The sequence below is a fragment of the Pseudomaricurvus sp. ABR4_320 genome (assembly GCF_056159445.1).
Map to the genome: position 1 here is coordinate 32,826 of NZ_JBSWVF010000026.1, position 14,807 is coordinate 47,632.

The window sequence follows — 14,807 nt, forward strand, 5'->3', positions numbered from 1 at the left end:
CGCCGTTTGCGCGAGGCGTAAAACAACGGACAGCTAGATTAGAAAACAATTTTTGGTGCCAACCTTGGCTATACTGACAAGAGTGACTTTTCTGACAGCAATGTCAATTTCGGTAGGGAAACTCCGTATATCATGAATTCTTTGTTTTCTCGCACCTCATTGGTGCAGCAAATGTCGTTGGCTGTTTTACTGGTGTCGGCGCTCGTCCTGGCTGGTTTGACGTTTATTGGATCGACCTTCAGTGCCAAATCTCTGATTACTCAGGAAGAGAAGGTACTGCAGCAGGATGTCCGCTTGATGGCGGACCAGCTGTCGTTTCTATATACCATCAGCAGTCGCCAGGCAGATCAACTGGGGGACATTTTTTTCAACCTCTTCCCCGGTGGTTTGCAGTTGGATGAGAGCCAGACTCGTCGTGTCGGGGCTTATGAAGCGCCGGTTTTGGTGAATGAAGGCAAGGTGATCAACACTGATTTTGCCAAACCCGATGAATTCACTGCCATGACCGGTGGAACCGCAACCGTCTTCATGCGTTACGGTGAGGATTTTTTACGGGTGAGCACGTCACTGCGTAAGAGCGATGGCACTCGTGCATTTGGGACGCTTTTGGGCCAGGGACACCCAGGCTACAAGACGCTGATGGCGGGTAATACTTACGCGGGGCCGGCCCATCTGTTTGGGCGTGACTATATGACCAAGTACATCCCGGTGGTGCGCAGTGGTCGAACTATCGCCATTCTCTATGTCGGGTTTGACGTTACCGATCAGCTCAGCTTATTGAAAGAGCGACTCGGCAATATGACCATTGGTAAAACTGGGCAGGTGATGCTGTTTAATGCCAATGAGGCCAAGCGGGGTGATCTAATCCTGCACCGTACCCACTCTGGTGAAAACCTGATGAAAGTCGGTGGTCAGAGTGCGGAGACGGTCTACGGCAATATGCTCTCCGAGAATAAGGGGCTACATCACTACTCGATTGAACCCGGTGGCGAGAGTTTGTTGGCCGGCTTCCAGAAAGTGGACGGCTGGAACTGGATGTTGGTCGCAGAAGCTCCTGTTGCTGAATTTACCGGCGCTGCGCGTGCGCTGCAGTGGCGTCTGTTGGGGTTCTCGGTTGCTTCATTGGCGGTTATCGGTGTTCTGGTATACCTGATTTTGCGCATACAGCTCAAGCCACTGGCGGTATTGCGCCGTGCCATGCAGTCTTTGGGCGAAGGTGATCTGAAAGCCAAGCCGGAGTTGGCCGCCTTGGCTCAAGCGGATTCTCCCAATGAAATTTTGCAACTGGCGGCGGTAGTCAACAGTACGACTCAGGATTTGGGCGATCTGATTGCTCAGGTGACCTCAACAGTGAGTACGTTGAATGACACCACGTCAACTCTGAGTCGCATCTCGCGGGATGCGGGTGAAGTGGCGACGTCACAGAAAGAGGCGACAGAATTTACGGCGACTGCCATCCGCGAGATGACCTCAGCGACAGAAGAGGTCGCTCGCAGTATTTCGAAGACCGCGGAGCACACCGATTCAGCGGAGGAGCGTGCGAAAGAGGGGTCTAACATTGTCGGCCAGGTAACGGATTCGATCCAACAGTTGGTTGATGAAGTCAAAGAATCTGCCCGGACAGTTGCCCAAGTTAGTCAAGAGAGTGACTCGATTACCTCGGTGCTGGAAGTCATTACCAGTATTGCCGAGCAGACCAATCTGCTGGCCTTGAACGCAGCCATTGAAGCGGCAAGGGCGGGTGAACAAGGGCGAGGCTTTGCGGTTGTGGCTGATGAAGTTAGAACCTTGGCTCAGCGCACACGTCAATCGACCACGGAAATTAATACCATGATTGACCGCCTGCAGAGCAGTATTCAATCTGCGGTGAAGATGATGCAATCCAGTGAGTCTCAAACCGAAGCGACAGTTTCCTATGCGGTAAAAGCCGGAGATTCACTGCGGGATATCTCTGATTCTGTTTCCGAAATTAACAAAATGACCACCCAAATTGCCGCAGCGGCAGAAGAGCAGACGGCTGTATCGTCACAAATTGACGAGCGGGTGACCAGTATTTCTGACAGCGCTGGTGCGAACGCAGCGACCATGCAGCAGATTATTGATGCCCTGCAAACCTTGGGCGAAGTTGATCAACGACTTTGCCAGTCAGTATCTCGGTTTCAGGTTTAGAGAGTTGTTGATGGTCCATCTGCGTGGACACGTTGGTGTACTAAATAGGTTCGTTGCGGTCGTTTACCAAACATAAACGCCCTCAGTGAGCCTGGCAGAACTTACCTCGACAACGAATATCAACATTCGGCAAGTAAACGATTTACCCAATTAGCAAAACAAAAAAGGGCGTCGGAGTTTTAAACACCGGCGCCCTTTTTTGTGATGCAGGCAATTTGCCAGCAAGCAGTGCTTAAAGTTGCGCCAGGCGCTCGCGCTGCTCGCGTAATTGACCAATGGTTTCAGAATAGCCGGTGAGTTTCTCCCGCTCTTTTTCCACCACGGCAGCGGGTGCATTATCGACAAACTTGCTGTTCGCCAATTTGCCTTCCACTTTGCCAATCTCTTTTTGCAGCTTGTCGATCTCTTTGTCGAGACGGGCGGTTTCCGCGGTGACATCGATCAGCCCGGCCATCGGCACCAGAATTTTCATCTTGCCGACCAAGGCCGTCGCTGCCAGCGGCGCGTCCTTTTCATCGTCCAACCAGGTAATGGTTTCCAGGTTGGCAAGGCGCAGCAAATATTGCTGATTGCTCTGCAAACGCTCGTTATCCGTGGCATCACCATTGGCAAAAAATACCGGTATTTTCTTACCGGGGGAGATATTCATCTCGCCGCGAATATTGCGCACGCCTTCGACAACGCCCTGTAACCAGTGCACGTCGGCAACCGCCGTTTCATCAATCTTGTCGGTATCGCAGATTGGCATAGCGGCCATCATGATGGTTTCACCGGTGGCGCCAGCCAAATCGCGAACCCGCTGCCAGATTTCTTCGGTAATAAACGGCATCAGAGGGTGGGCTAAGCGCAAAGTGGCTTCCAGCACACGAATCAGCGTGCGACGAGTGCCTTTCTGCAGTGCGGCGGACGTCTCTGGATCGGTAAGAATCGGTTTTGATAATTCCAAATACCAGGCGCAGTACTCATTCCAGATAAAGTCGTAAAGCGCTTGTGACGCTAGGTCGAAACGATAGCTTTCAATGCCCTCGGCAACGGCCTTTTCTGTGACTTGCAAACGGGAAATGATCCAGCGATCGACGACCGACAGCTCATAGTCGGTGGAGCCATCCTGACCACAGTCCAAAGCGCGAATGGTGTTGCCTTCCGCATCCTGTTCTTCGCAGTTCATCAATACATAACGGGAGGCGTTCCAGATTTTGTTGCAGAAATTGCGGAAGCCCTCGATACGCCCCACATCAAACTTGATGTCGCGACCGGTGGAGGCCAACGAATAGTAGGTGTAGCGCAAGGCGTCGGTACCATAGGCGGCAATTCCATCCGGGAATTCCTTGCGGGTCTGCTTCTCGATTTTCTCTTTTAGACGCGGCACCATCATGCCCGCGGTACGCTTGGTGACCAGGGATTCCAGATCAATACCGTCGATCAAATCGATAGGATCGAGCACATTTCCCTTGGACTTGGACATCTTCTCGCCGTGGCTGTCCCGCACCAGACCGTGCACATACACCGTATGGAAGGGGACTTCCTTGCGAAAATGCAGGGTCAGCATGATCATACGAGCGACCCAGAAAAAGATGATGTCGAAACCGGTTACCAGCACATCGGTGCTATGGAAGGTCTTCAGAAAGTCGGTTTCTTCCGGCCAGCCGAGGGTACCGAAGGTCCAGAGCCCGGAGGAAAACCAAGTATCGAGAACGTCATCATCCTGGCGTAACGTCAGATCGTCAGCCAGCTGGTGTTTGGCGCGCACATCGGCTTCGCTGCGGCCAACATAGCAATTGCCCTGTTCGTCGTACCAGGCGGGAATACGGTGACCCCACCAGAGTTGACGGGAAATACACCAATCCTGAATATCCCGCATCCAGGAAAAGTACATGTTTTCGTACTGGCGGGGGACAAACTGGATATCGCCACCTTCAACCGCCTTGATGGCTTCTTCCGCTAATGGCGCGGTTTTTACGTACCACTGATCGGTAAGATAAGGCTCGATAACGACGCCGGTACGATCGCCGCGTGGCACCTTCAATTTGTGATCGTCGATTTTCTCGAGCAGACCCAAGGCGTCGAGATCGGCAACGACTTGCTTGCGGGCTTCAAAACGATCCAGGCCCTGATATTTCTCTGGGGAGTTGGTGTTGATCTCGGCATCGTCGTTGAAGATGTTGATCATCTCCAAACTGTGGCGCTGACCCATTTCATAGTCGTTAAAATCGTGGGCGGGGGTAATCTTGACACAGCCGGTACCGAATTCACGGTCTACATAGTCGTCGGCAATGATGGGGATTTCACGATCGGTCAGCGGCAGCTTGATGGTTTTGCCGATCATCCCCTGATAGCGTTCGTCTTCCGGGTGGACGGCGACGGCTGTGTCGCCGAGCATAGTTTCCGGACGGGTGGTAGCGACGACCAGATGACCGCTGCCGTCTGATAGCGGGTAGCGGAAGTGCCACAGATGGCCGTTTTCTTCTTCCTGCACCACTTCCAGATCAGAAACTGCGGTGTGGAGTTTGGGGTCCCAATTGACCAGGCGTTTACCACGATAGATCAGATCGTCTTCATACAGCTGGATAAAGACTTCTTGCACGGCCTTGTAGAAGCCTTCGTCCATGGTGAAGCGCTCGCGGCTCCAGTCGGGACTGGCCCCTAGACGGCGCAACTGGCGGGTAATGGTACCGCCGGATTCTTCCTTCCACTCCCAGATCTTCTCAATGAATTTCTCGCGCCCCAGTTCGTGGCGGGATTGACCTGCCGCGTCCAATTGTCGTTCAACCACCATTTGCGTGGCAATGCCGGCGTGGTCGGTGCCCACTTGCCAGAGGGTGTTGCGGCCGCGCATACGCTGGTAGCGGATGAGGGCATCCATGATGGATTCCTGAAAACCGTGGCCCATGTGCAGGCTGCCGGTCACATTTGGCGGCGGAATCATGATGCAATAGGGCTCACCTTCGCCGGAAGGTTTGAAATACCCGTTGTTCTCCCAGGTTTCGTACCACTGTTGTTCGATGGCGTTGGGCTGGTAGGTTTTATCCATAGCGCGTCTTTGCTTGTTTCCGAGTCTGCGGGAAAAGGCGTGAAGTATACATGTCGGGAGGGGTTTCTGGGAGGGTAAGAAGGGGGTTGGGTGACTGCAGGTCGGCGATTCTAAGCGAATATTTTCTATTTTTAGTTATGCCCTCTATCGCCGGGCGGGCGAGTTCCTTTTCTTTACGCCAAGAAAAGGAACCAAAAGAGGCGCCCTCAAAGCCTGCGGCTTTGGAAGGGGGATTTGGGGCGTGCCAGTGTTTAGCAGGGGGCTGCTGCGGTTAGGCTTGGGGTAATGTTGTTAGGATGGATGTGCCCTCAGGTCGACATCGTTTGAAACAGATAGATTGCTTTTTGAACGATTGCCCTCTATCGTCGGGCAGGCGAGTTCCTTTTCTTTGCGCCAAGAAAAGGAACCAAAAGAGGCGCCCTCAAAGCCTGCGGCTTTGGAAGGGGGATTTGGGGCGTGCCAGTGTTTAGCAGGGTTCTGCTGCGATCAGTCTTGGTGTTGTAGTCAGTCTGGATGGATCAGTTGGCAAATCGATCGTCAAAACTGGCAGATTGTTGTTCTTGAACGATTGCCCTTTATCGCCGGGCAGGCGAGTTCCTTTTCTTTACGCCAAGAAAAGGAACCAAAAGAGGCGCCCTCAAAGCCTGCGGCTTTGGAAGGGGAATGTGGGCGAGCCAATTTTTGGCTGGGTGGTGCTGCGGTTAGGCATTGTGGTCAATGTGGATGGATCAGTTGGCTGATCGTTCAACATAACTGGCAGATTAATTTTCTTGAGTGATTGCCCTCTATCGCCGGGCAGGCGAGTTCCTTTTCTTTGCGCCAAGAAAAGGAACCAAAAGAGGCGCCCTCAAAGCCTGGGGCTTTGGAAGGGGGATTTGTGCGTGCCAATTTTTGGCTGGGTGGTGCTGCGGTTAGGCTTGGTGGGCATTGTGGTCAATATGAATGTTTCTATTTGGCTGGTTGTTATCTCTGTATTTCTGACCGCTGCCGGTATCTGCTAGACTCGCGGTTTTTCTTCTGCCTGGAAGCTGTCCATGACTCTTGCCCGCTCTGTTCTTGCTATCAATGACGATTTTCCGATCCGCACTGGCGCTCCGGTGCACAGTGGTAAGGTGCGTTCGGTTTATTGGTTGACGGAAGCAGACAGTCGTCGGCTCATCGCGGAAAAAGGTTATGCCATTCCCGAAGATGCGCCTTTGGCGTTGATGGTGATTAGCGATCGAATGTCGGCGTTTGATTGCATCTGGACCGGTGAAGGTGGTGTCGGTGGCGTTCCCGGCAAAGGTGCGGCTCTTAATGCGATTTCCAATCACTGGTTCGGTTGTTTTCGGGATGCGGGCTTGGCCGACAGTCATATCGTCGATATTCCCCATCCATTGGTGTGGCTGGTACGCAAGGCGCGCCCAGTCAAGGTGGAGGCTATTTGCCGCAATTATATTACTGGCAGTATGTGGCGGGCCTACGGCAAGGGTGAGCGTGATTTCTGTGGGATTCAATTACCCGAAGGCTTGCAGAAAGATCAAAAATTGCCCGAACTGTTAATTACGCCATCGACCAAGGGAATCTTGAAAGGCATTCCCGGGGTGCCAGAAGCGGATGATGTGAACATCACCCGCCAAAATCTGCTGGATAATACGGCTGCGTTTGGTTTTAGTTCCGTGGCTGATGTCGATCACTATGAGACGCTGTTGAAGGACGGTTTTCGGGTGATTGAAAAAGAGTTGGCCGCCATTGATCAGATCTTCGTTGATACCAAGTTTGAGTTTGGTTATGTGACCAACCCGGATGGCTCGGAGAAAATGATTTATATGGACGAAGTCGGCACGCCGGATTCGTCTCGGATCTGGGATGGCGAGGCGTATCGCCAGGGCGAAGTGCGGGAAAATTCCAAGGAAGAGTTCCGCCAGTTTTTACTCAATCACTTCCCCGATCCGGATATTTTGCTCAATAAAAACCGTATGCCGGAGCGGGTTGCCTTGGCAAAGGATAATGAGTTGCCGATGGAGGCTCTGCTAAAAGTCTCTTCGGTCTATACCGGCATTGCCGAGAAGGTCATTGGTGCGCCGCTCACGCTGAGTGACGATCCCCGCGGAGAGATCGTCGATGTGCTGAACGAGCAGTATGGGTTGATTGATTAGATCCACCGTTCGGCGGTTAATGAATTTTCGATTTAATGGTTTAATCAGCGTCTGAGTAACCGCCTAATGTGCCACACTGTGTACATTTGAACACGTACGCAGTTGGCGAGTCTTCTTTTGATAGTGCACTGAAATAGCTTTCCCATTGCTGGTCATCATAGCCAGCTTCCTGCTGAAGCTCCTTTGCCAGATCGCTGCCATAGTCTTCAATTTCTCTTTTGCCAGCCAGGCCTAAAAATATTGCTCCATCACCGCAGTGAGTCCACCAGCGTTCTTGCTGCCAACCGCTGAAGCCTGGCGTTCTAAAGGCAATTTCTTCTTTAGCGTCGTCAGAAGCCTCGTCCCAAGAGCCATAGTCACCGATACCTTCGTAATCGGTAAATTCAGCATCAAATTTTTCATGTGCCTGTCCATTTGCGATACACCAGGGGCAGATGCAATCAATGAGTTCTTCTTCAGCATACACCGGCCCCGTGTAGATATAGCCAGTTTGTGTCCCACAGCATTTGCATTCTGTATCAGATTTCTCAACGAACGCGGTCTTCAACGGGTTCTGATGATATTTGAATACTGGTAAATCCATGTTTCTTTCTCTAAGCGTTCGCTTTGTTACTGTTGAACAGGTGCTCATGAATGCACTGTGTATCAAGTATGCTGTTAATACATCTGTGTGGGCCCAATGACGCATACGGTTAGTGACACAGAACATCCATTTATTTTCAGTGCTCGTCAGTTGTTTAATTCACCCGCTGCTTTAACAGCGCCTGTAGCGGATGTGCCACTTTCTCGTTGGAAAAGCGCTTGATCTGACTTCGGCAGGAATAGCCGGTGGCAACGGGCGTTGGCAGGTTGCCATGTTCTACCAGCGGCTGCCAGGACATCTCGTAGAGCGCTTTGGAGTTTTCCAGGTTCACGCTCTCGTGGCCGTAAGTTCCCGCCATGCCACAGCAGCCCACCTTCGCCACGGATAAGTTTTGCCCAAGCGCCTCAAACAATGATTGCCACTGCTTGATAGACGCGGCCGCATTAGTACTTTCAGTGCAGTGTGGCATCAGAGTAAAGCTGCCTGGCGTAAATTTTTCTGCTTGTTGGCGAATTTTTTCATCGGATTCCGCCAGCCATTCCTGCAATAGCAAAACTCGCGGGGCCTGGTCTCCCAGCAGTTTTTGATACTCGCTACGATAGGTGAGGGTCATGGAAGGATCCACTCCAACCAAAGGAATACCGCTGTTGCTCAAGGATCTTAGATAGCTCGCGTTGCGTTTGGCTGTACGCTCGAAGGCTTTCAGAAATCCGTGCACGTGCAAGGGCTTACCGTTGGCTTTGTAAGGCGCAAGCATCGGAAAGAAATCCAGTTCTAACAGCAGCCTGACCAGATCCAGAATCAATGGCGTTTCAAAGAAGCTGGTAAAGGCGTCCTGCACTAAAATAACAGCTCTCTGCCGATGTTGCGGCGACAGGGACGCAAGGGTTTTCTCAGTCGCCAGAGGGACTCCCATGCGAAAGAGCTCATTTTGCAAATTGATGGTCGATAGTGCCGGGCTATCCTCCATACCAATAGCGCGACGAGTCAGGTTGCGCATGACCTGAGGAACCACCATCGCATTGTAGAGCCGTGGGATCTTGGTAATTACCGGAATCAAACTTTCCAAGCCACCAATGACATAGTGCTTTAACGGGCGCAGATAACGGCCGTAGTAGAGTTCCATAAAGCTGCTGCGGAAGGTGGGTACATCCACTTTGATCGGGCACTGGCCCGCGCAGGATTTACAGGCGAGACAGCCAGCCATGGATTCCATGACTTCATGAGAAAAATCATATTCCCCACGATACATCCCGCGGGTGTTACTGATTTTTTGGCTAAGATCGGTCAGAAAGGACTTGCGTTTGAGCTGGCTGCTTTCCGCCACCGGATCAAAATTGCGCTGACTGAGTTGCGTCAGCCATTCTTTAACCAGGGAGGCGCGCCCCTTGGGTGAGTGGATCCGCTGGCGGGTGGCTTTCCACGACGGGCACATGGCGTCGTTGGGGTTCCAGTTATAGCAGGCGCCATTGCCATTACAGTACATGCCGTCTTTAAAGGCATCCCAACTGGTGGTGGGAATCAGCTTGTCCCTGTCTCCGCGGGTGGGCACTTCATCAATCTTATAGAGCTGGACTGAATCATCAGGCGTGGCAATTTTGCCTGGGTTGAGCTGGTTATGGGGGTCGCAACTGGCTTTGACTTTTTGTAGCAACGGGTAGAGGTCGCCAAAAAACTCTGGCGCGTATTCCGAGCGCACACCTTTGCCATGTTCACCCCACAACAGACCTTTGTATTTTTTCGTCAGTGCCGCCACGCCATCGGAAATGGGGCGCACCAATGCGGCTTGTTGAGGGTCTTTCATATCGATTGCGGGACGCACGTGAAGGACGCCGGCATCGACGTGGCCAAACATTCCGTATTGCAGATTGTGGCTATCCAGTAGCGCCCGGAATTCAAGAATATAGTCCGCCAGGTTTTGCGGGGGAACGGCTGTATCTTCCACAAAGGGAATAGGACGGGCTTCGCCCTTGGCATTGCCGAGCAGCCCGACAGCCCGCTTGCGCATTCCCCAGACTTTGTTAACGGCATCTGTGCCCATGGCGACACTGTAGCCTAGGCGTGGCGCCGAGACATCGCCGCCAGCGGTTTTCGCTTGACGATCCAGCTCGCCGGTGAGTCGCTCAACCAGCTGTTGCAGTTCGTCGGTGGAATCGGCGGTAAATTCCACCAGATTGATACCTTGAACCTGCTGGGAGGCGTCGCTGGGAAAGTACTCTGCAACGGAGTTCCAGACGATATCGTTCATGGCCAGATTCAGCACTTTGCTGTCGACCGTCTCGATGGATGTCGGGCCGGAGTTCATCAGCTGCTGGGCGTCCCGCAGGGCAGCGTTGAAGTCGGCGTATTTCACGTTTACCAATGCCGAACAGGTGGGGATGGGCAGCAGGTTGAGTTTTGCCTCGCAGATAAAGCCCAGCGTGCCCTCGCTGCCACAGAGAATACTGTTGAGGTCGAAAAGGCCGTCATCAGTACGAATATGGGCCAGATCGTAGCCGGTTAGGCATCGATTGAGTTCGGGGAAGCCTTCGGCGATTTCGTCTTTGTGTTGGCTATGGATGGTATCCAGCACCCGATGCAGCTCGCCAACCCGGTCCTGCCGCTGGGTGACTTGTGCCAAGGCGTCATCCTCAATAGGAGAGGAGGTAAACAGAGTGCCATCAAGAAAGACGGTGGACAATTCCAGTACGTGATCTCGAGTTTTGCCATACGCACACGACCCTTGGCCCGATGCGTCGGTATTGATCATGCCCCCCAAGGTGGCACGGTTACTGGTCGAGAGTTCCGGAGCAAAGAAGAGCCCATAGGGTGCAATAGCTTCGTTCAGCTGGTCCTTGACCACCCCTGCCTGCACCCGCACCCAACGCTCTTCGGCGTTGATCTCCAGAATCTGATTCATATGGCGGGAGATATCCACCATCAAACCTTCGGTCAAAGACTGACCATTGGTACCTGTGCCACCACCGCGGGGGGCCAGGGTGACCGACGTAAAGCGGGGGGCGTTGCTAAGGCGGGCAATACGCTGCAGGTCCGCCGTCGAACGTGGAAATAACACGCCCTGGGGCAGCATCTGGTAGATGGAGTTGTCCGTGGAAAGTACCGTCCGGGTGGCAAAATCCGCCTGAATATCGCCTTCAAAGCCGCTGTAGCACAGCTTTTCGATAAACGCCTGATAGTCGGAGAGGAGCGGTGAGGGGGTGTCAATCGCTGGAATCATGGTCGGGCAACAAAACTGAAAACGCGGTATTTTACAGTATAAGAGCCCCAAGGCGCGCGGTTTGCCGTAAACTTTCCGTCTAAGGCGTAGTGAATCACTTTTGGAGGATAAACAGTGGCATTTGCGGGACTTCTAACGTTGGTCGACGATATCGCGACTATTTTGGATGATGTAGCGGTATTGTCGAAGGTCGCGGCAAAGAAAACCGCCGGGGTGCTCGGCGATGATCTGGCGCTGAATGCTGAGCAGGTATCGGGGGTGCGGGCCGAGCGGGAGATTCCCGTGGTTTGGGCAGTGGCCAAGGGCTCTGCCAAGAACAAGTTGATTATTGTGCCAGTGGCACTGCTGCTCAGTGCTTTCCTACCGATGCTGATTACGCCACTGCTGATCGTTGGCGGTTCTTTCCTGTGCTTTGAAGGAACCGAAAAGGTCTTGCACAAGTTTTTCCATAAAAAAGAAGCCTCCCACGAAAAGGAAGAGGTTCAGCGCACGTTTGAAAACCAGGAAGTCGATCTGGTCGCACTCGAGCAGAAGAAGATCAAAGGTGCGATTCGCACCGACTTTATTCTCTCTGCAGAGATCGTGGTAATCGCTCTCGGCGCTGTACAGGGGAAGGACTTCTTAACCCAGGCAATTGTTGTGGCACTGATTGCCTTTGGCATTACCGTGGCAGTTTATGGACTGGTAGCCATTATCGTTAAATTGGATGACTTTGGGCTTTATTTACAGCGCACGGGTGAAGGTCTGAAAGCCTCGATCGGTCGAGGCATTTTGCAACTGTGCCCCTGGCTGATGAAATCCTTGGCCATACTGGGCACCATCGCCATGTTTTTGGTGGGTGGCGGTATTCTGGTACATGGCTTTCCCTTTCTGCACCACGGCCTCGAAGCGGTACACGGTATGCTGCACAGTTTGCCGGCGATGGTTACCGACCTGCTGTTTAATCTCGTTATTGGTTTTCTCGCAGGATTGATTCTGGTTGTTATCGTTGAAATGGGCAGTAAGCTGTGGGGTAAAAAAGACGAGGCAAAAGAGGGGGCAGAACACTGATGGTCGATACCAGGCGGGCTAGGGCGGATTACCAAACCGTTCTCGACTTTTGGTTTGAAGAACTGACCCCGAAGCAACATTTCCAAAAATCGGATGAGCTTGATCAGACCATAAACGAGCGGTTCGGCAAAGTGCTGCAACAGGCTGCCGCCGGGGAATGTTATTCCTGGCGCCAGAGCCCGGAGGGTCGCCTGGCCGAAATTATCGTCCTTGATCAATTTTCCAGAAATATCTATCGCGGTACGCCTGAAGCTTTCAGCCAGGATCCGATGGCTTTGGCGCTCGCCCAAACTATGGTGCAGCTTGGCCTGGACAGCATGCGCCCTCTCAATCAAAGAGCCTTTGTGTATATGCCGTATATGCACAGTGAATCTCTGATGGTTCAAAACGAATGCGTTGAGCTCTTTGCGATACCTGGTCTGGAATCCAATCATCGGTTTGCCATACGTCACCGAGATATCGTTGAGCGGTTTGCTCGTTTTCCCCATCGCAATGAGATTTTGGCAAGAGAGTCTACAGAGGAAGAGGTGGCGTTTTTAAAAACGCCGGGATCGGGGTTTTGATTTAACTGTCTGATAGCTTTAATTTTCTGCGGGAGTTATCGGGTAGATACCTCTGGCGACATTCTAATATATTTATTGATCGTTACGGATCTATCGAAATATGAACATTCGAGCTAAAGGATAAAAGCGGAGTTATCTCTCTATGGAAGGAATGTGGGCTGGTTGTACCTCAGAACGATCCAGAAAAGGATATAGATAGAAAGCTCCTCGTGGGGCCGGGTTTGTTTTTGGTTGGGGAAATGGAAAATACTCTCGTTGCATCTGTCATGGGTGGCTACGAAGGGCATAGAGGTTGGATAAATTACTTGGCGGTTAAGCCCAGTTTTCAACGGCAAGGATTGGGTCAAGCAATTATGCGAGCTGTCGAAGAGCGTATTCAAGCAAAGGGGTGTCCGAAAATCAATTTGCAAGTCCGTTCCAGCAATGCATCTGTGTTGGCATTTTACGCTGCGATTGGCTATGGCGATGACTCTGTCGTTGGTTTACGAAAACGTTTGGAGAATGACGCTGAATAAGTCCCTTGTTCGGCTGATAGCTTAATTGCTTTTAGGCGATCAAAAGCATCATTTAAATGTTCGTAGGACAAAACAAAAGATGAGTGGTAAAGGAAAACTGTTTTTTTTGTGTGGAAAAATGGGCGCGGGAAAATCAACGCTCGCTGAGAAGGTCGTGTTTGATAGCCGCGCTCTTTTGATCTCGGAAGATGAATGGCTAGCTGCTCACTTCCCGAGTCAAATCCAATCCTTCGACGATTATATTCGTCTCTCGAATCGGATTAAGCCATTCATTAAAAGCCATGTACAACGGTTAGTTGAGGTGGGTACGACGACCGTTATGGATTTTCCTGCCAATACGATCAAACAACGCCAGTGGTTTCTCGAACTTTGCTCAGAAGTGGGATGTGACCATGAACTTCTGTATCTCGATGTCAGTGATAAACAGTGTCTGTGTCAATTGGAAAAGCGCCGCTTACAACAGCCCGAGCGCGCGCATTTTGATACGCCGGCCATGTTTCACCAGGTTACCCAGTATTTTGAACCGCCAAGTTGTAGCGAAGGACTGAATATTGTCGTCATACAGTGATTTCTCACTTACTTTGGTAATCTACAATCCCTTAGCAGAGCCACCAACTTGGCTCCGGAAATAATGCGTACCTGATCAGTTAATACCGCCTCGCTACTTTTACTCGCACGCCCGGTGTGGATAAAAAACCCCCGGCAGCGGGATCGATCAACCAGTCGACAAAACGCTTTAACATGGTCGGTGGCAATATGCCTGGAATAGCGCTTGGTCTGAATAAGGTGGCGTTTTCCATTCAGCCATATTTGACCATCCTGACCGCCGTCCCCACTGTAGGACAGGTTGCGGCGTATTCGACAGCCAGCTTGTTGAAAGCCGGTCAAGACGACCTCTTCAAACACATAGGGATCAATTCGTCGCAGGTATTTCAAAATCTCCGCAGAAGAGTGAAATGATCGTATTCGCTTAAGCACTCGGTGAGACTTGCTGATATTGCGTTGGTGTTTGCTGACAAAGAGTCCGCGTGGGCGGATTGCCCACAGAGCCAAAACCACGACCAACGCGACGACCAAAGCGCGAGGGAGGGGAGCGAGAAGTTCCCAATTGATGACAAGATCTGTCCACCAGTCGGACAGGCGGCCATAGATAATATCGAGCCAGGTCGTCATTATAAGACCCCTTTAAAAACATCATAACCAGGATCAACGTTCATTCCTGGTAAATACACTGTGACACTTAGAATAATTGTTTTGGATCAAGCTAAAGTCTGACAGTATGGTGGCTTGTCCAAAGATAAGATAGTAACACGTTAGGCAGTGGTTGCCTCAGCGTAAACGGAAATTTACCGAGGAGGATTTCAAATGTGCATTTTGTGAATATTCACATTTCAATCCTTTGTGTTTGAAACTTCCTTTATAAACCATGCATAAAATGAAATTGTTAACGTGCCGATTTAACGATGTTTTCTGCTCGAGGGTATTATGTAGCCCAACATTCTTAGGGCGAGAGTTTAAGATTTTATGACCTATGATCAGTT

Annotated in this window: 10 protein-coding genes and 1 pseudogene; 7 read left to right on the forward strand and 4 right to left on the reverse strand. The window is 51.6% G+C overall.

The window, feature by feature from the left end; genetic code table 11:
* Positions 1-132: 132 nt before the first annotated feature.
* Positions 133-2,169 (forward strand): methyl-accepting chemotaxis protein, encoded by a 2,037-nt coding sequence (locus tag ACXAFR_RS25565; protein ID WP_475182557.1) that lies wholly within the window; start codon positions 133-135, stop codon positions 2,167-2,169.
* Between the two features lie 232 nt (positions 2,170-2,401).
* On the opposite strand, the gene ACXAFR_RS25570 is transcribed toward ACXAFR_RS25565, so the two are convergent.
* Entirely contained in the window at positions 2,402-5,200 is a 2,799-nt protein-coding gene (locus tag ACXAFR_RS25570; RefSeq protein WP_475182561.1) for a valine--tRNA ligase, read from the reverse strand.
* 388 nt (positions 5,201-5,588) lie between these two features.
* On the opposite strand from ACXAFR_RS25570, the gene ACXAFR_RS25575 reads away from it, so the two are divergent.
* Both ACXAFR_RS25575 and ACXAFR_RS25580 read left to right on the forward strand, forming a co-directional pair.
* Positions 5,589-5,978 carry a hypothetical protein gene (locus ACXAFR_RS25575; protein WP_475182563.1) on the forward strand — a complete coding sequence of 130 codons (390 nt, stop codon included), beginning with the start codon at positions 5,589-5,591 and terminating at the stop codon, positions 5,976-5,978.
* A gap of 256 nt (positions 5,979-6,234) precedes the next feature.
* The gene (locus tag ACXAFR_RS25580; protein ID WP_475182565.1) at positions 6,235-7,338 is read left to right on the forward strand and encodes a phosphoribosylaminoimidazolesuccinocarboxamide synthase; all 1,104 of its coding nucleotides are present in this window, start codon (positions 6,235-6,237) and stop codon (positions 7,336-7,338) included.
* A gap of 40 nt (positions 7,339-7,378) precedes the next feature.
* Here ACXAFR_RS25580 and ACXAFR_RS25585 read toward each other — a convergent pair whose 3' ends face one another.
* Positions 7,379-7,921, reverse strand: a complete 543-nt coding sequence (locus ACXAFR_RS25585) for a CbrC family protein (RefSeq protein WP_475182568.1) — start codon at positions 7,919-7,921, stop codon at positions 7,379-7,381.
* Between the two features lie 154 nt (positions 7,922-8,075).
* Positions 8,076-11,138 carry a D-2-hydroxyglutarate dehydrogenase YdiJ gene (gene ydiJ / locus ACXAFR_RS25590; protein WP_475182570.1) on the reverse strand — a complete coding sequence of 1,021 codons (3,063 nt, stop codon included), beginning with the start codon at positions 11,136-11,138 and terminating at the stop codon, positions 8,076-8,078.
* 114 nt (positions 11,139-11,252) lie between these two features.
* Between ydiJ and ACXAFR_RS25595 the strand changes: the two genes are divergently transcribed.
* The 4 genes and pseudogenes from ACXAFR_RS25595 to ACXAFR_RS25610 all read left to right on the forward strand — a co-directional run bounded on the left by ACXAFR_RS25595 (position 11,253) and on the right by ACXAFR_RS25610 (position 13,834).
* Entirely contained in the window at positions 11,253-12,188 is a 936-nt protein-coding gene (locus ACXAFR_RS25595) for a DUF808 domain-containing protein (RefSeq protein WP_475182573.1), read from the forward strand.
* Positions 12,188-12,751 carry a DUF924 family protein gene (locus ACXAFR_RS25600; protein ID WP_475182576.1) on the forward strand — a complete coding sequence of 188 codons (564 nt, stop codon included), beginning with the start codon at positions 12,188-12,190 and terminating at the stop codon, positions 12,749-12,751. The genes ACXAFR_RS25595 and ACXAFR_RS25600 overlap by 1 nt, the downstream gene beginning before the upstream one ends.
* 119 nt (positions 12,752-12,870) lie before the next feature.
* Positions 12,871-13,266: pseudogene (locus ACXAFR_RS25605) on the forward strand (GNAT family acetyltransferase); the annotation flags it as partial.
* A 79-nt stretch (positions 13,267-13,345) separates the two neighbouring features.
* The gene (locus ACXAFR_RS25610; protein ID WP_475182579.1) at positions 13,346-13,834 is read left to right on the forward strand and encodes a P-loop nucleotide/nucleoside kinase family protein; all 489 of its coding nucleotides are present in this window, start codon (positions 13,346-13,348) and stop codon (positions 13,832-13,834) included.
* Between the two features lie 8 nt (positions 13,835-13,842).
* Here the strand turns inward: ACXAFR_RS25610 and ACXAFR_RS25615 are convergent, their stop codons facing one another.
* Positions 13,843-14,439 (reverse strand): restriction endonuclease, encoded by a 597-nt coding sequence (locus tag ACXAFR_RS25615; protein ID WP_475182581.1) that lies wholly within the window; start codon positions 14,437-14,439, stop codon positions 13,843-13,845.
* Positions 14,440-14,807: the final 368 nt, after the last annotated feature.